Raw genomic sequence first — 14,581 nt, forward strand, 5'->3', positions numbered from 1 at the left:
CGGCGTGTATGTAGGCGCGGACAGAATGCACTTACGTCTAGGGGGAGCTTTGAGCATGGACCGACGGATCATGATGACCGGCTTGGCATCCATATTGGCCGGATGCGCGTCTAGCCGTTCTGCCCGGCCGCTAACAGGCGATGACATTCCCGCCGACGCGTTTTCCCCATGGTCGGATCAGTCATCATATGCCCTGTTCGCCGGCGATGAACTGGATATCGCCTTCCCATCCGCGCAGGAGTTAAACCGACAACTGGCCATCGGGCCTGATGGCCGGATATCACTGCCCATGATCGGCCATGTGATGGCAGCGGATCGCAGCGTTTCCGAACTCGAAAGCGTAATTTCAAGCGCTTATGCCGAGCATCTGCTGCGTCCGGCGGTAGAGGTCACGCTCCGGCGCGTGGCCCCGGGCAAGGTTTGGGTCGATGGTCAGGTGCGCAACCCGGGCGTCTATGATCTGCCGCTAGCGGATGTGGACGCCTATCAGGCCATGATCATGGCCGGCGGCATTCTACCCAGCGGACGCTCTTCCAAGGCTGCCTTGATCCGCCGCGCACCAGACGGCCAGCGCATGATGGTGACCATCGACTTGCGCCATCGCAACGCCAACATGCCGATGATCCAGCGGGGCGATATTATCTATGTACCGAAGACAGGACTGGGCGAACTGGCCGCCTTCTTCACCCAAATTCGCAACTCGCTGCCCATCGGATTCAGCTATGCACTGAATGGCCGCTGGGCCTAAGGCGAAAGATTTTTGGGGAGTTACCGTGGTCGGGGCACAAGGATTCGAACCTTGGACCCCCTGCTCCCAAAACAGGTGCGCTACCAGACTGCGCCATACCCCGAACCGACGGATGCGCCCTGATGCCACGGTTAAATCCGTACGGCAACAGGGAAAAATCATATCACAGCGTTAGTTATTGAAGAAGCTGTGTTTAACCAAGTCGCCGGGCTTGGCCCCGATTTCATCTGCGCGTCCGGCGCGCAGCTCCAGAACGCCATTGGCCGCCCCCCGCGAAGGGATGGGCTCTTCTGAATAGGGCGTTGTGTGCTTGGCGATGGACACGATCCGGCCCTGCGGATCGATGTAAAGAATATCCAGCGAGCTGGGCGTGTTGCGCATCCAGAAGGACTGCTCACGTGCTGCAGGAAACTGGAACAGCATCCCCCGATCATCCTCGAGCGGCGGTCGGAACATCAGTCCACGCGCCCGCGAGGCTTCATCGTCGGCAATCTCGACCATGAATTGGTGGTCGCCAGAAGCCGTGACGACCGTCAACGGCTCCAGGGGACGCCCTCTATCGTCGGTGACAGTCTTCGCGCCAGCGCATGCGCCAAGCATCAAACCAGCAGCCAGAACCACGATGGCACGACGGGACAGAGCCATAGGAATCACCTCTTCACAATGAGGCCATGTTACTGGGCTGGACGGATTTCCGCCACAACCAGTCCCTTGGGACCCTCGGCAAAGCGTACATCGACCGCGTCACCAGGCAACAAATCTTCAAGCCCGTTTCGACGCAGGGTCTCCACATGGACAAAGATATCGCCTTCGGCGGCATGTCGAACAACGAAGCCATAGCCCTTGGTGCGGTTAAACCATTTCACCACTGCCGGCTCCATTTCACCCGCAGGGGTGACCGCCGCTGACGGACGTTGAACCAGCGGACGCACAGCCCGCACGCCTTCAGGGCTTTCCGCTATGTCGATGATGCGTACGACCTGCCAGCCCTTTGCACGGCGCGCGCACTCAACCGTTACGCGAGCGCCTTCTTCGGCATCATCGCGACCGCTGTCCCGCAGGCTGCTCACATGGAGCAGCACATCCTTTGTCTCGGTGATCGTGGGTTCGTCAGGAACGATGAAACCATAGCCCTTCCCCGGATCAAACCATTTCACGCGCCCCTCGACGCGAACTGTCTCGTTATCGTCCATCCCCAAGCACCCTACCAAGCAAACAATCAGTCATTCTGAACGAACAGCGAAACGTAACACAGCTTTACTGTCCCGCAGAGTGAAAAATGATGGTTTTACGTATCAAGGTTGCATTGCCTCTCTTGAGGCGTACAGAAAACGCGAAATGGCGCACTCAGGCGACTGATGCGTTCAACAAACCTAGATTGTAGGGAATAAATAACCGCGTGGCAGTCCCTAGGGGAATCGAACCCCTCTTTTCAGGTTGAAAACCTGACGTCCTAACCGATAGACGAAGGGACCGCAGCGCGAAGGAGCGGCCTGTTACATGCCTCTTGATGCGGATGCAACCCCTGCCCTGTCATTTCTTCGCAAAGAAACCAGCGGCAAGAACACCGATCAAAGGGCAAGTTCGCGTGGCAGTCCCTAGGGGAATCGAACCCCTCTTTTCAGGTTGAAAACCTGACGTCCTAACCGATAGACGAAGGGACCACAGCGCGAACTAGGCCTTTATGTTCTGCCCCTCATCCGAGGATGAAAGGCAGGCCCGCGTGGCAGTCCCTAGGGGAATCGAACCCCTCTTTTCAGGTTGAAAACCTGACGTCCTAACCGATAGACGAAGGGACCGCGGCGCGGAGGACGGTTAGATAGACGCCGAATCCGAGAATGGCAACTGCCCAAAAACGATTTTCTGCGTCTTTTTTCAAAGACCTGCGACGTGCCAACGGCAAAGGCTCATAATCAGGCCATACGCGGGTCGGCGACGTCCTCGATCTCGAGTTGAACGCCGCGACGACCGTTCCAGTCATCCGCCTTCAGACGACCGGCGACGCACAGCCCGCCCTGCCCTGACAAAAGCGTCTTGCCAGTCTGCAAATCGGCACAGCGCCATGCGATCGCCCGAACCGAAGCCCCGTCCGGCCCCACCAAACGGCAGCGAACATGGCCCCCGTTCATCGCCATGGGCTCACGCACCTGCAGGTTTTCCATAGCAAACAGCGGTTCCGGATTTCCCGGACCATACGGGGCCAACTGCTCAAAGGCCTCGAACAGCTCGCGCGTGGCGGCGCGCGGATCGATGAGGGCATCGACCTCTACCCAGTCCAGAGCCTGCGCAGCCTCCTGCTCGCCCGACAACTTGTCATTCAAATAGGCGCGCAGTTCGTCAATGCGGTCCGCCAGGACCGTAAGCCCCGCCGCCATGGCGTGCCCGCCGCCAGCGATTAGCACGCCATCCTCCCACGCCTGCTGAATGGCGCGCCCCAGATTCATTCCGGGCTGAGAACGGCCCGAGCCCTTGCCGATACCGGTCACTGGATCAACGCCAATCACAATAACCGGCTTGCGCCAACGCTCGCGCAGACGCCCGGCGACGATGCCGACAATGCCTGGGTGCCAGTCTTCGCCCGCGACAACCACGACGGCGCTGTCATCATTATGCGCACCGCTGGATTCCACACGGCGGATGGCCATTTCGGTCACGTCACTTTCGACCTCGCGGCGGGCGAGGTTCAGCGCATCCAACTCCTTGGCCAGCATGCGGGCCTCGGCCTCATCATCGGTAGACAGCAGGCGCGCACCCAGATCGGACTTGCCAATGCGGCCACCCGCATTGATGCGCGGCCCCAGAATAAAGCCGACGTGGTTGGATTTGGCGGGACCGTGCTCAGTACCTGCTGCCGCCAACAAGGCATGCAAGCCCGGATTGCGCCAGTTCGACATGACCTTCAGGCCCAAACTGGCCAAGGCGCGGTTAAAGCCCGTCAGGCGCGTGACGTCGCAGATCGCACCCATAGCGGCCAGATCCAGCCATTGGCGGATATCCGGCTCTCCGCACTGGGCGAACAGATTGCGTTTGCGGCCCTCGCGGTTCAGCGCGGCCAGCAGAACGAACACCACACCCGCCGCTGCCAGATTGCCCTGCCCCGACGCACACCCCGGGCGGTTGGGATTGACCACAGCCAGACAGGATGGCGGCTCTTCACGCATCATGTGGTGATCGATCACCACCACCTTCAGGCCGATGGACGCGGCATGGGCCACCGCCTCATTGGCAGCCGCACCGCAATCCACCGTAATGACCAGATCGGCACCAATCGCCTTCAGCCGGTCAAACGCCGGAGCGCTGGGGCCATAGCCCTCTTTCAAACGGTCGGGCACATAGATCGGCAGCTCCGCGCCCAGATGCCGGAACCAGCGCACCAGCAGCGCCGCGCTGGACGCGCCGTCGACGTCGTAGTCGGCGAAGACGTGGATTTTCTCGCCCGACTGCAAGGCATCCAGAATGGCCGTGGCTGCCGCGTCCATATCCATAAAGGTGGACGGATCGGGAAACAGCGCCTTAAGCGTCGGATTCAGAAAATGGATGCCGTCATCGGGCGCGACCTCGCGGGCAGCCAATGCGCGGGCTAGCGGCTCATCCAGACCCAGTGTCTGGATATGGGCACGCGTAACCGCCGGATCCGCCGGTCGCATGCGCCACTGCCGTCCCGACAGCGATTGCCTGAAGTTGAGAAATCCGCCTGCTAATGCGCCGTCAGCCATAAAGTGACCTGTCTGAAACTGGGCCGTTTATAAAGAAGCGATTCGCATTGCATCTGCACGGATGCCGCGCAACGCGCGAACGCCTGCACAATCTAATAAGGCGGCCAACCGTCAAAAGCGGACGCAATAAAGAGGTTAGCGCATCGGCCTGTCGATCGGCGGAGGGGCCTTTGCACGCTCTCTCAGTTGCTGGGCAAAGGCTTCGATCTCCGCGGGCGTTTCGGGCGTGGGTGCATTGACCACGCCTTCGTCCACGCGGCGACGCACAGCCGCGGCATAGGCCTCGGGGTCCTGATCGTCCTGCCAGTCGATATTGGCGACTTCGCCCGACAGGCGGTTTTCCGTCGCGGCGAGTTGTTGAACCTGCGCCTTCACATCACCCGCCGTGGGAACATCGGCAGGTGGTGCCGGAAAATCTTCTAGCTTGGGATACTGGTCATTCTCGGCAACCAGCGCCTCAATGCGGGCGTCCAGCGGAGAGTTCGGGTCGGTCACCGGATTGAAGGCACAGGCCGACAGCAACGCTGCGCCAGAACCGCACAGCAGTGACAGAACAACAGATTTTTTCAGGACGCGCGCATTCATTTCATTCATGGTCATATGCCATCATGGCGTCAGGAGAAAGGCTCGTCCGCAGATGGGCCGATTAAGGAGGACCGAACATGGCCAAACGACCCAGCGCCCCGACCTACGGCACTGAGACGAAACAGCCGGTCAAGTCGCCTTCCAAACCCCGCGCGGCCAAGGCGCAGTCCGTCAAACCTGCGGGTTCCAAACCCGCCACGTCAAAGCGCGCGCCGACCAAAGCTGACCCGGCCCCCACGGCCAAACCGAAGCCTGCACCAAAGCCACGCGCGGCAACCGAGAAGCCCGCGCCTCCTCCGCCTCCCCAGACCGAAGCCGCACCACAGGCTGAGGCGTCTCGCGCCCAAAATGCGTTCAGCGCCGAACAACTGGGCCAGATGGAGCAGCTGTCGGTCAATTTGGCCAAGGCGGCCATGCTGGCCCAGTCCGCCGTGGCCGAAGCCGCCTTGGCACAGGCTGATCGACCAGCCGCCCTGTCGCCTGATCCCTATAATATCGGTCCGGCCATGGGCGCGGTGATGAGCAGTCTGGCGGCCAAGCCGGACAGATTGTTTCAGGCGCAGGCCGATCTGTTTGGCCGCTATATGGACCTGTGGAGCACCGCCACGCGCCGCGCCATGGGCGAAACCGTCGAAACCGAGGCCCCGCGCGATAAGCGGTTCAAAGACCCTGCGTGGTCGGAAAACCCGATGTTCGACTTTATGCGCCAGTCCTATCTGGCCACGTCGGACTGGATGAACGGGCTGATCCGCGCGGCGGATGATGTGGACCCGCGCACCCGCCGTAAGGCCGAGTTCTTTACCCGCCTGCTGACAGATGCCTTTTCGCCCAGCAACTTTCTGGCCTCCAATCCGGTAGCCCTGAAGGCGCTGGCAGATACCAATGGCGAGTCGCTGGTCAAGGGCATGCAGAACTTTGCCGACGATCTGGCGCGTGGCAATGGCACGCTCAAAATCCGCCAGACCCACGAAGAGAATTTTACTCCCGGTGAGAACGTCGCCACCACGCCGGGCAGTGTTGTGTGGCGCGATGAACTGTTCGAGCTCATCCAGTACACGCCGACCACAGCCCAGCAGCACGCCGTGCCCCTGCTGATCTTCCCGCCGTGGATCAATAAATTCTACATTCTGGACCTACGCCCCGAGAACTCCATGGTGCGTTGGCTGACAGCACAGGGCTTTACGGTGTTCGTCTGTTCGTGGGTCAATCCGGACAAGGACAAGGCGCATTTCAATCTGGATGACTATCTGACCAAGGGTATTCACCGCGCGGTCGATAAAGTCATCGAACAAACGGGCGAGGCCTCGATCAATACGGTAGGATATTGCATCGGCGGCACCCTATTGGGGGGCGCGCTGGGACGGGCCGCCGCTACCGGAGACACCCGCATCAAGAGCGCGACCTTCTTTGCGGCCCAACATGACTTTGTGGAAGCCGGTGATTTGGCCATCTTCACCGACGAGCACTGGCTGGCCGATATCGAGCGCCGCATGGATGAAGCGGGCGGCGTGCTGCCCAGCGCCGTCATGGCAGATACCTTCAACGCCCTGCGCAGCAATGATCTGATCTGGTCGTTCTTCGTGTCCAACTATCTGATGGGCAAGTCTCCGCCTGCCTTTGACCTGTTGGCGTGGAACAGCGACCAGACCCGCATGCCCAAGGCACTTCATCTGGACTATCTTCGCCAGATGTACGGGCAAAACGCCTTGGCCAAGGGCGAGCTGACACTAGGTGGCCAAGCGGTTGATCTGTCGCGCGTAACCATCCCGCTCTACTTTCAGGCCAGCAAGGAAGATCACATCGCGCCGATGCGTTCGGTCTATCGCTCGGCCAAGCTGTTTGGCGGGCCGGTCACCTTTACTCTCGCCGGATCGGGCCACATTGCGGGTGTGATCAACCCGCCCGAAGCCAACAAATACCAGCACTGGACCAATCCCGACCTGCCCGACAGCGCCGAGGAATGGTTTGACGCCGCAGAGGCCCATCCCGGAAGCTGGTGGCCGCACTGGGCCAAATGGCTGGCGGGCCACTCCGGAAAAATGGTAACGGCGCGTGATCCGTCCGCTGGGCCGCTCAAGGTGATCGAGCCCGCGCCGGGGTCCTATGTGAAGGTCAAATCCTGATGCGTATCGAGCCCAACATGCTGTTGGCTGTCACAACGGCAAACGCCCTGGCTCTCCTGATTGCCAGCGCCACCCTGTTTGGCGCGCCCGGCCAACTGCTCAAATATCTGATTATCGCCGTGGCGGTGCCGGCAGCGGCCATTCCGCTGAACCGCATGTGGCGCAAAAAGATGGGCTGGTCGCAAACGGCCATGATTCATCCGATGGCAGCCGCAACCGCCGTCTGGGCCGCTATCTTTCCGGCCATGATCACCCTGATGGCTGTGATTCCGTTTCTCTGGCCGTCGAAAGACTACGGGCTGCTGGTCCTGATCGGATCGATCTGGTTCGGCCTGACCGTCGATTCTGCGCTGATCGCACGCCGTACGGCGCGCTCGTGACATTAAAAAGCGCCGGAGGCCTTCAGCCTCCGGCGCTTTTTATCTGGCTTAGCCCGACAATCTTACAGGCCGGTGCTGCGCGGGCCGCTGTTAAACAGACGCGGACGCGAACGGCGCACCAGCCAGAAGTTCATTGTGGCGGCCCCCAGCACGATCGCGGCTACCGCTTGGTGTAGAACACCCAGCGTGATCGGCACCGCGTGCATCAAGGTGACGATGCCCAGACCGGCTTGAACCCAGACCGAAAGCGCCAGCAGATACGCCGCAGCGCCCGAGCCCTCGGCCAAACGCCAGCGCCAAGCATTGATGGCGTAAACCGTCGAGCCAATCAGCAGGCCGTAAGCCACCAAACGGTGATTGAACTGCACCAGCCCCTGATCATGCAGGAAGGCCAGTGCGCCCTGCCCCCACTCTACCGGCGGGAAGACAGCGCCATTCATCATCGGCCAGTCGGTATAGACCATCCCCGCCTTGGAGCCTGCTACGAGCGCACCAAGCAGGCATTGAAGGAAAACCGCCGCCAGCAACAGGCCGGCACCCCAGCTCCAGCCGCGAGGGGCGCGGTTGTGGGCCGATCCGCTCCACGCCTCCATGCCGGTCCAGATCAATCCGGAGAAGATCAACAGCGCCAGTCCGAGGTGCGTCATGAGGCGCTCAGGCGCGACGTCCACACGCTCGCTGAGGCCCGAAGACACCATCCACCAGCCAATGACACCCTGCAGACCGCCCAGAACCAATAGCGCCACGCAGCGCCAAATCAGGCGGCGGGGCACCATCTTGAAGATAACAAAGGCCAGGAACGGCAGCGCAAATACGACCCCGATAGCGCGGCCCAGCAGGCGGTGAATCCATTCCCACCAGAAAATGCCCTGAAACTCCTGCAGGGTCATGCCGGCATTCACCAACTGGTACTGCGGAATCGCTTTGTACTTTTCAAAGGCCTCCATCCAGTCCGCATGGTTCAGCGGCGGGATAGATCCCATGATGGGCTTCCACTCGGTGATGGACAGGCCCGATCCGGTCAGACGGGTGACGCCGCCGACCACGACCATGGCAAACACCAGGGCCGCGCAAAAGAACAGCCATATGGCCACCGGTCGGTTATTATCCGTCTCACCAATTCGCATCATTCGACGCCCGTTTATTGCCCCGATATGGTGTCGCCTCTTTCAAGAGGCGGCGATCCGAGGGTATGCCCCTGTCGCGTGGCGATTTCGAGTCGCATTCGGCGTTTAAAGCGTCGCAGCAACCGTGGAGGTAGGGTTTATGCCCTATATCGAACTGCTTAGCACATTGGCCGCCATCGCGGTGTTGGCCTGGGTTGCTGATTTGGTCACCGGTCGTCGGGCCTTGGCCAATATGATGATCGTGGGTGCCACAGGCGGAGTTGCTGGTGCATTTCTGGCCCTGCGGGTATTCGCAGTGTCCGAATATGACAGCTGGATCTGGCCCATCTGGGCCGTGGCTGCCGCCGTCATCGCCATGCTGGTCTATTTCATGTTCAGGAACAAACGCTGATGCCGCCGCGCCTTCGCCGATTCGTGGCCAGTGTGGCCGTGCTGGTCTTTTTGACGTTTTGGGTCTGGGGTGTCGTCAGTCTGGCCGACGTGCTGCCGAACATCTGGTGGGTAGACCTGATCTTTTTCACCGTGGCCGGTATCGGCTGGGGCGTGCCGTTGATCCCGCTACTGCGCTGGGCGGAAAGGCCATCGGACAAACCGCAGAACTATCCGAAAGATCCGGTCTAAAAACGACCATCCAGATACACAAAAGGGCACCCGGAGGTGCCCTTTTTAATGTCCGTTTCCTTCGAGAAGGAAATGGTCGGAGCGACAGGATTCGAACCTGCGACCCCTTGACCCCCAGTCAAGTGCGCTACCAGGCTGCGCCACGCTCCGAAGGGGCTCCGTATAGACGGGGATTGGCCGCTCGGCAAACCAAAAAACGGCTTATGAACAATAAGCTGCGTCTAACGGCGCAATACGGTTTCCAGATGGGTACGCGCCGCCTCGATTTGGATCAGGACGGTCTCCAGCTTGGCCGTCTCGGCAGCGGTCTGAGACGACGATCGGGGTGATACCGACTCGGCCACGCCTTCGATCAGCGGCGAATCAGCCAGCTGTGCGCGACCTTTTTCCTTGAACAGGCGCTGCACGCCTTTGATGGTCAGTCCATCATCATGCAGCAAACGCCGAATGACCTTCAGCGTCTCCACATCGTCGGGGCGATAAAAACGCCGCCCGCCCGCCCGTTTTACAGGCGTGACGAAGTCGAACTTTGTCTCCCAAAAGCGCAGAACATGCTGGGGCACACCCACTTCATCGGCGGCCTCTGAAATGCTCCGAAACGCTTTTGGGCTTTTAGACAAATCTTATTCTTCAACGACGGCGTCGTGGACTTTGGATTTCATGATCTGGGAGGCTCGGAAGCTAATCACACGCCGTGGATGAATAGCTGCCGGTTCCCCGGTTTTCGGGTTGCGACCCATGCGGGCGCGCTTTTCACGAACCTGAAAAACGCCAAACCCCGAGAGTTTCACGGTCTCGCCGCGCTCAAGAGATTCAACAACCAACTCAAGCGTACGTTCTACTAGTCCGGAGCATTCCTGACGCGAGAGGCCCACTTCTTCGTGGACCGCATCACACAGATCGGCTCGGGTGAGGGTATGCTGGACCGTCACTTGCGTCTCCCCGTTATGCATCAGGGACACATAGAAGGGCAAAACGACAAGAATTCAAAGCATTCTTTGAAAAATTACAGACGGAAAGCGCACGCACCCCACGTCAGACCGCCACCCATGGCTTCCAGAACCACCAAATCGCCACGCTTGATGCGGCCATCCTTGATCGCCACGTCCATAGCCAGCGGAATGGAAGCCGCCGAAGTGTTGGCGTGCTGGTCCACGGTGGAGACCACGCGGTTCTCGTCCAGACCCAGTCGCTCGCCCACGCCACGGATGATCCGTTGGTTGGCTTGGTGCGGAACGAACCAGTCGATTTCCGGAACCGTGATGTCTGCCGCCTTGGCTGCCGAGACGATGGCCTCGGAGATATTCACCACGGCATGGCGGAACACCTGATTCCCGATCATGCGCAGATGGCCGACAGTACCCGTAGTGGCAGGGCCGCCATCCACATACAGAAGGTCTGTCTTGGAGCCGTCGCAACGCAAGGCAAAGCCCAGAATGCCCTGATCGTCCTTTGTGCCTGCACCCTCGCGCGGTTCGAGCACGAAGGCCCCTGCCCCGTCACCGAACAGCACGCAGGTGGTGCGGTCGTTCCAGTCCATCAGGCGCGTCATTTCTTCGGCACCAATGACCAGAGCGCATTTGGCCATGCCGCGCGCCACGAAGCCATCGGCCACACTAAGCGCATAGACAAAGCCCGAGCACACAGCCTGAACGTCAAACGCAATGCCGACCGGCGCGCCCAGCTTTTGCTGAACCAGAGCCGCCGTCGCCGGAAAGGTTTTATCGGGTGTGGTGGTCGCCACGATGATCAGATCGACGTCGCTGACGCTCTTTCCGGCATCCTCCAGCGCGCGTTTGGCGGCTTCGACCGCCAGATCGCTGGTGGGCTGATCATCACGCGCCTTGTGGCGCTGGCGGATACCAGTGCGCTCGACGATCCACTCGTCTGACGTATCGACCGTCTTGCTCAGCTCGGCATTGGTGATGACCTGCTCGGGCAGGAAGGAGCCTACACCGGTTACTGCGGTTCTAATCACACTCACGCGGCGTCCCCCTCCGCCTTGCCGGCGGTTTCCAGCACCTCGCCCATGCGGGCCAGATTGGTGCCAACCTTTGTCAGATAGTCACTGCGGGCCAGATCAACGGCCACGCGGATGGCATTGCCGTAACCCTCCGGCGTCGCGCCGCCATGGCTCTTGATGACCAGACCGTTGAGACCCAGCAGCGGGCCTCCGTTGACGGCGCTGGGGTCAATCTTGCTGGCCATCTGCTTCAGCGCCGGCATCGCGATCAGCGCGCCCAGACGCGACTGGATGCCGGACTTCAGGGCATCCTTCAACAGGGTGCCGATAAAGCGGGCCGTACCCTCGGCAGTCTTCAGTGCGATATTGCCGGTGAAGCCGTCAGTCACCACCACGTCGACCGTGCCCTTGGCGATATCATCGCCTTCGACAAAGCCGTGATAGTTGATGGGCAGCTTGTCTTCGCGCAGCAGGGCGTGGGCCTCGCGAACCTCGTCGTTGCCCTTGATGTCTTCGGAGCCGATGTTCAGCAGACCAACAGTCGGCTTATCGACGCCGTAAACCGCGCTCTGGAAAGCCTCGCCCATGATAGCGAACTCGATCAGCTGTTTGGCATCGCTACCGATATTAGCCCCTACATCGAGCACCGCCGTGGTGCCGCGCAGGGTCGGCCAAGAGGCCACGATGGCCGGACGCTCGAGACCGCTGGCGGCCATACGCAGGATAAGCTTAGAGATGGCCATCAACGCGCCGGTGTTGCCCGCCGAGACCACAGCATGGGCCTCGCCGGTCTTCACGGCCTCGATGGCGTTCCACATGCTGGAGCCCTTGCCGCGACGCATGGCCTGAGCGGGCTTTTCATCCATAGCCACCACCTTTTCGGTGTGGCGGATCGTGCATTCGGCATCGGTCAGGCCATGGGCCTGCATCTGCTGGCGAATGGCCGCCTCGTCGCCGTGAAGCAGGAAATGGATGTTCTTCGCGTCATAGCGGGCGCGATACGCCTTTACACCACCCACCACGACCGAAGGACCGTGGTCGCCACCCATGGCGTCTAGTGAAATCAGTATCGGGGTTGCCAAGTGAAGATGGACTCCAGCGTCGGTTAAGCCGACGGAATAGTGTTAGGAGCGCGGAAGCATTCCACGCGTGGATGCAGCCAAGGCGACGCTAGGTCAACCTTTGCTGTCATCTTTCAGCGATTTCAAAACGGCAAACGGCGACAACTCGACAGGCTCCGGCGGCTGTTCGAAAACAGCGCCTTCCTTACGCGGAAACGGGTTCAAAGTCAGGGCCAGTTGCTCGACAGCATATTGGCCCAGATCGATCTTGCCGTCCTCGACGACGTCGGGGAAATCATCTTCCAGTTCCAGATCGATCTCGCCGTTCTCGTCCGTTTCCGGCTCATACGGCTGCTCGGTCAGGTTCACCAGAAAGGTCTGGTTGATGGAATCAGGTACCGGCTCCAGCGTCAGACCGCAGGCCTGCACCAGTTCGGCCTTCACGCGGCCATCGATGCGCCAGCCCGACACGGTCGGCGTCACCGTGAGTTCGGTCGTAAAACTGTCCAGTGACACCAGATCCAGCGATTTGGCGATACGGGCGCGTTCTTCAGCCGTCGGTTCCAGCGTGCGGTTCAGGCCCGCACCAATCTGATGCAGGCGCAGCGGTTCGCTATAAGGCAGAGGTTTGGTCATCGGACGATCTGGGCCCATTCGGGTGCGCGTTCAACTTCGGCGATAGTCTGGCTGGCCAGTTTGGTGTGGCTGTCCATGGCATAGCGGGCCAGCGCATCAGCGACGGACAGATCGTCCGTCTCATAGATATTGCGGGCCATGGCCACTTTCAGGGCCTCGATGTCACCATCCGAAAGTGCCTTTTCATAGGTGGACATGCGGCCATAAAGCGCCTCGCCCAGTTTGCGCATCTTTTTGCCGACCGAAACGTCGCCTACGCCCAGTTCGCGCAGCACATTGTCCAGCGCCGACACATAGTGATCGAACAGCTTCTGAGCCAGTTCGGCACCACGGTCGCCTTCCTTGCGAAAGCGCACAAACAGCATAAGCACGTGCAGCGTATAGATTTCGAATCGCGCATCGATCCGGTCCTGCACGGCAAGATCGGTATAGAATGCGGGCTGGCGTGCTTGTTCAACCGCCAGTGCGTAAAGGTCGAGAGCCTGCCGTTCCAGCGGGCGACGTCTTAGAAGTGATTTCAGCATGATGTAAAATACGGCCCTCTTTTACGCCGTGCCGTTGCACTAAGGCGCTGCGACGGCTAGGTCAAAGACCTTGTTACGCCGAGGCCCATAGAAGATGAACCGTACACCGACGCTTCTCGCCGCGATTTCCCTGACGCTGATGGCAGGTGCCTGCGCGCCTATCGTTGCCACCCAGGGTTTTCAGGTCATCGATCAGAAGCCCGAAGACATCGTCGTCGGCACCGATACCCGCGAGACCGTGCTGACCAAGCTGGGTTCGCCCTCGATTTCCTCGACCTTCGAGCCGGAAAACGTCTGGTACTATCTGACGCAATCGACGGCCCGCTATACCTATAACCGTCCCAAGGTCACCCAGCGCACCGTGACGGAGATCACCTTTAACGAGGCCACCGGTGCCGTGTCCAACGTGCGCACCCTCGGTCTCGATGACGGTGAAAAGATCGCTATGAACCAGCGCGAAACCCCGACCCGCGGCCGCTCGCTGACCATTCTGGAGCAGTTGCTGGGTAACGTGGGTCGTGGCCAGCTGCCGCGCACCGAGGACGATGTTCCGGGCCAACAGCGCCGCGACTAGGACGCGACCTTACAAGCCAAACGATCAAGGGCTCTGGTTTCCGCCAGAGCTCTTTTTCTATGAGCGCGGTAGCGGGGCCGGATTACGCACCCGCATACGTGGCGTCTGCCTGACAACCTCGACACGTTTAACGACACCACGTCCAACCTCTCGCGAAGCAATCTGCATGAGCGATCGGGCCAGCGCCTGTTCATTGATCCGGTTATAGTTGGTGGGCAGCACGAACGGCGTGGCGTGCCCTGCCCGCACCAGCGCATCGCGCATAGCCGCATCCTTGGCTCGCACCTGTTCCAGCGGATGCCCCGGTTTCAGGTGCAATTTCAGTTCAACGAAGATGTGGTTGATCACCCGATCTTCAACCACGATAGGCAGGCCTAGCCCTGTCATGGTCACCCAAGCGGCCTCGGCCGGCTTTTCAGCCTCGGGCGCGGCATTGGCGCGGCTGGCCAAGGCTATGGCAGGGACGGCAAACAGGAAAAGACGACGGTCCATGCCGCCACTGTGACGCTTGCCCGTTAGGATA

18 protein-coding genes and 5 tRNA genes are annotated in these 14,581 nt (G+C 60.4%); 6 read left to right on the forward strand and 17 right to left on the reverse strand.

The window, feature by feature from the left end; genetic code table 11:
- The first annotated feature begins 55 nt into the window (after nt 1-55).
- Nucleotides 56-748, forward strand: coding sequence for a polysaccharide biosynthesis/export family protein (locus tag B3B04_RS04100; protein ID WP_292040183.1), 693 nt, complete (start codon nt 56-58; stop codon nt 746-748).
- Between the two features lie 26 nt (nt 749-774).
- Here B3B04_RS04100 and B3B04_RS04105 read toward each other — a convergent pair.
- The 8 genes from B3B04_RS04105 to B3B04_RS04140 form a co-directional block, all read right to left on the reverse strand.
- A tRNA-Pro gene (locus B3B04_RS04105) sits at nt 775-851 on the reverse strand.
- A 68-nt stretch (nt 852-919) separates the two neighbouring features.
- A complete protein-coding gene (locus tag B3B04_RS04110; RefSeq protein WP_292040185.1) occupies nt 920-1,393 on the reverse strand; it encodes a DUF192 domain-containing protein in 474 nt (157 codons plus the stop codon).
- Between the two features lie 29 nt (nt 1,394-1,422).
- Entirely contained in the window at nt 1,423-1,941 is a 519-nt protein-coding gene (locus B3B04_RS04115) for a cold-shock protein (RefSeq protein WP_292040187.1), read from the reverse strand.
- 207 nt (nt 1,942-2,148) lie between these two features.
- A tRNA-Glu gene (locus B3B04_RS04120) sits at nt 2,149-2,223 on the reverse strand.
- 114 nt (nt 2,224-2,337) lie between these two features.
- Nucleotides 2,338-2,412: transfer RNA gene (locus tag B3B04_RS04125), tRNA-Glu, on the reverse strand.
- 60 nt (nt 2,413-2,472) lie between these two features.
- A tRNA-Glu gene (locus B3B04_RS04130) sits at nt 2,473-2,547 on the reverse strand.
- Between the two features lie 114 nt (nt 2,548-2,661).
- Nucleotides 2,662-4,464 carry a single-stranded-DNA-specific exonuclease RecJ gene (gene recJ, locus B3B04_RS04135; RefSeq protein ID WP_292040189.1) on the reverse strand — a complete coding sequence of 601 codons (1,803 nt, stop codon included), beginning with the start codon at nt 4,462-4,464 and terminating at the stop codon, nt 2,662-2,664.
- A gap of 135 nt (nt 4,465-4,599) precedes the next feature.
- Nucleotides 4,600-5,064 (reverse strand): hypothetical protein, encoded by a 465-nt coding sequence (locus B3B04_RS04140; RefSeq protein ID WP_292040190.1) that lies wholly within the window; start codon nt 5,062-5,064, stop codon nt 4,600-4,602.
- Between the two features lie 62 nt (nt 5,065-5,126).
- Here B3B04_RS04140 and phaC point away from each other — a divergent pair, with 62 nt between their 5' ends.
- Complete coding sequence (phaC, locus tag B3B04_RS04145) at nt 5,127-7,172, forward strand: class I poly(R)-hydroxyalkanoic acid synthase (protein WP_292040192.1); 2,046 nt, start codon at nt 5,127-5,129, stop codon at nt 7,170-7,172.
- Nucleotides 7,172-7,552, forward strand: a complete 381-nt coding sequence (locus tag B3B04_RS04150; protein ID WP_292040194.1) for a hypothetical protein — start codon at nt 7,172-7,174, stop codon at nt 7,550-7,552. The genes phaC and B3B04_RS04150 overlap by 1 nt, the downstream gene beginning before the upstream one ends.
- Before the next feature lie 62 nt (nt 7,553-7,614).
- On the opposite strand, the gene B3B04_RS04155 is transcribed toward B3B04_RS04150, so the two are convergent.
- Nucleotides 7,615-8,682 (reverse strand): COX15/CtaA family protein, encoded by a 1,068-nt coding sequence (locus B3B04_RS04155; protein WP_292040195.1) that lies wholly within the window; start codon nt 8,680-8,682, stop codon nt 7,615-7,617.
- A gap of 136 nt (nt 8,683-8,818) precedes the next feature.
- Between B3B04_RS04155 and B3B04_RS04160 the strand changes: the two genes are divergently transcribed.
- Both B3B04_RS04160 and B3B04_RS04165 read left to right on the forward strand, forming a co-directional pair.
- Nucleotides 8,819-9,070: a transglycosylase gene (locus B3B04_RS04160; protein ID WP_292040196.1), complete on the forward strand. Its 252-nt coding sequence runs from the start codon at nt 8,819-8,821 to the stop codon at nt 9,068-9,070.
- Nucleotides 9,070-9,300: a DUF2842 domain-containing protein gene (locus B3B04_RS04165; RefSeq protein ID WP_292040197.1), complete on the forward strand. Its 231-nt coding sequence runs from the start codon at nt 9,070-9,072 to the stop codon at nt 9,298-9,300. Before B3B04_RS04160 ends, B3B04_RS04165 begins: the two co-directional genes overlap by 1 nt.
- Nucleotides 9,301-9,373: 73 nt before the next feature.
- Here B3B04_RS04165 and B3B04_RS04170 read toward each other — a convergent pair.
- The 7 genes from B3B04_RS04170 to B3B04_RS04200 all read right to left on the reverse strand — a co-directional run bounded on the left by B3B04_RS04170 (nt 9,374) and on the right by B3B04_RS04200 (nt 13,484).
- A tRNA-Pro gene (locus B3B04_RS04170) sits at nt 9,374-9,450 on the reverse strand.
- Nucleotides 9,451-9,521: 71 nt separating this feature from the next.
- On the reverse strand, nt 9,522-9,920 hold the full coding sequence (locus B3B04_RS04175) for a MerR family transcriptional regulator (protein ID WP_292040198.1): 399 nt from the start codon (nt 9,918-9,920) through the stop codon (nt 9,522-9,524).
- 3 nt (nt 9,921-9,923) lie between these two features.
- On the reverse strand, nt 9,924-10,232 hold the full coding sequence (locus B3B04_RS04180) for an integration host factor subunit alpha (RefSeq protein WP_292040199.1): 309 nt from the start codon (nt 10,230-10,232) through the stop codon (nt 9,924-9,926).
- Nucleotides 10,233-10,306: 74 nt separating this feature from the next.
- A complete protein-coding gene (locus B3B04_RS04185) occupies nt 10,307-11,284 on the reverse strand; it encodes a beta-ketoacyl-ACP synthase III (RefSeq protein WP_292040200.1) in 978 nt (325 codons plus the stop codon).
- Nucleotides 11,281-12,345: a phosphate acyltransferase PlsX gene (plsX, locus tag B3B04_RS04190; RefSeq protein ID WP_292040202.1), complete on the reverse strand. Its 1,065-nt coding sequence runs from the start codon at nt 12,343-12,345 to the stop codon at nt 11,281-11,283. Before plsX ends, B3B04_RS04185 begins: the two co-directional genes overlap by 4 nt.
- Nucleotides 12,346-12,438: 93 nt before the next feature.
- A complete protein-coding gene (locus B3B04_RS04195; RefSeq protein ID WP_292040204.1) occupies nt 12,439-12,960 on the reverse strand; it encodes a YceD family protein in 522 nt (173 codons plus the stop codon).
- Entirely contained in the window at nt 12,957-13,484 is a 528-nt protein-coding gene (locus B3B04_RS04200) for a ubiquinol-cytochrome C chaperone family protein (RefSeq protein ID WP_292040205.1), read from the reverse strand. The genes B3B04_RS04195 and B3B04_RS04200 overlap by 4 nt, the downstream gene beginning before the upstream one ends.
- Before the next feature lie 94 nt (nt 13,485-13,578).
- Between B3B04_RS04200 and B3B04_RS04205 the strand changes: the two genes are divergently transcribed.
- Nucleotides 13,579-14,058, forward strand: a complete 480-nt coding sequence (locus B3B04_RS04205) for an outer membrane protein assembly factor BamE (protein ID WP_292040207.1) — start codon at nt 13,579-13,581, stop codon at nt 14,056-14,058.
- A gap of 57 nt (nt 14,059-14,115) precedes the next feature.
- Here the strand turns inward: B3B04_RS04205 and B3B04_RS04210 are convergent, their stop codons facing one another.
- Nucleotides 14,116-14,550, reverse strand: a complete 435-nt coding sequence (locus B3B04_RS04210) for a hypothetical protein (protein ID WP_292040209.1) — start codon at nt 14,548-14,550, stop codon at nt 14,116-14,118.
- Nucleotides 14,551-14,581: the final 31 nt, after the last annotated feature.

The organism is Brevundimonas sp. UBA5713, from assembly GCF_002419815.1.
Taxonomy (GTDB): domain Bacteria; phylum Pseudomonadota; class Alphaproteobacteria; order Caulobacterales; family Caulobacteraceae; genus Brevundimonas.

Bases quoted from the DNA above. Each gene is read 5' to 3' on its own strand.
- B3B04_RS04210 (WP_292040209.1), bottom strand. From the start codon at position 14,550: ATGGACCGTCGTCTTTTCCTGTTTGCCGTCCCTGCCATAGCCTTGGCC.
- B3B04_RS04150 (WP_292040194.1), top strand. From the start codon at position 7,172: ATGCGTATCGAGCCCAACATGCTGTTGGCTGTCACAACGGCAAACGCC.
- B3B04_RS04205 (WP_292040207.1), top strand. From the start codon at position 13,579: ATGAACCGTACACCGACGCTTCTCGCCGCGATTTCCCTGACGCTGATG.
- B3B04_RS04165 (WP_292040197.1), top strand. From the start codon at position 9,070: ATGCCGCCGCGCCTTCGCCGATTCGTGGCCAGTGTGGCCGTGCTGGTC.
- phaC (WP_292040192.1), top strand. From the start codon at position 5,127: ATGGCCAAACGACCCAGCGCCCCGACCTACGGCACTGAGACGAAACAG.
- B3B04_RS04200 (WP_292040205.1), bottom strand. From the start codon at position 13,484: ATGCTGAAATCACTTCTAAGACGTCGCCCGCTGGAACGGCAGGCTCTC.
- B3B04_RS04140 (WP_292040190.1), bottom strand. From the start codon at position 5,064: ATGACCATGAATGAAATGAATGCGCGCGTCCTGAAAAAATCTGTTGTT.
- B3B04_RS04160 (WP_292040196.1), top strand. From the start codon at position 8,819: ATGCCCTATATCGAACTGCTTAGCACATTGGCCGCCATCGCGGTGTTG.
- B3B04_RS04155 (WP_292040195.1), bottom strand. From the start codon at position 8,682: ATGATGCGAATTGGTGAGACGGATAATAACCGACCGGTGGCCATATGG.
- B3B04_RS04110 (WP_292040185.1), bottom strand. From the start codon at position 1,393: ATGGCTCTGTCCCGTCGTGCCATCGTGGTTCTGGCTGCTGGTTTGATG.
- recJ (WP_292040189.1), bottom strand. From the start codon at position 4,464: ATGGCTGACGGCGCATTAGCAGGCGGATTTCTCAACTTCAGGCAATCG.
- B3B04_RS04195 (WP_292040204.1), bottom strand. From the start codon at position 12,960: ATGACCAAACCTCTGCCTTATAGCGAACCGCTGCGCCTGCATCAGATT.
- B3B04_RS04100 (WP_292040183.1), top strand. From the start codon at position 56: ATGGACCGACGGATCATGATGACCGGCTTGGCATCCATATTGGCCGGA.
- B3B04_RS04115 (WP_292040187.1), bottom strand. From the start codon at position 1,941: ATGGACGATAACGAGACAGTTCGCGTCGAGGGGCGCGTGAAATGGTTT.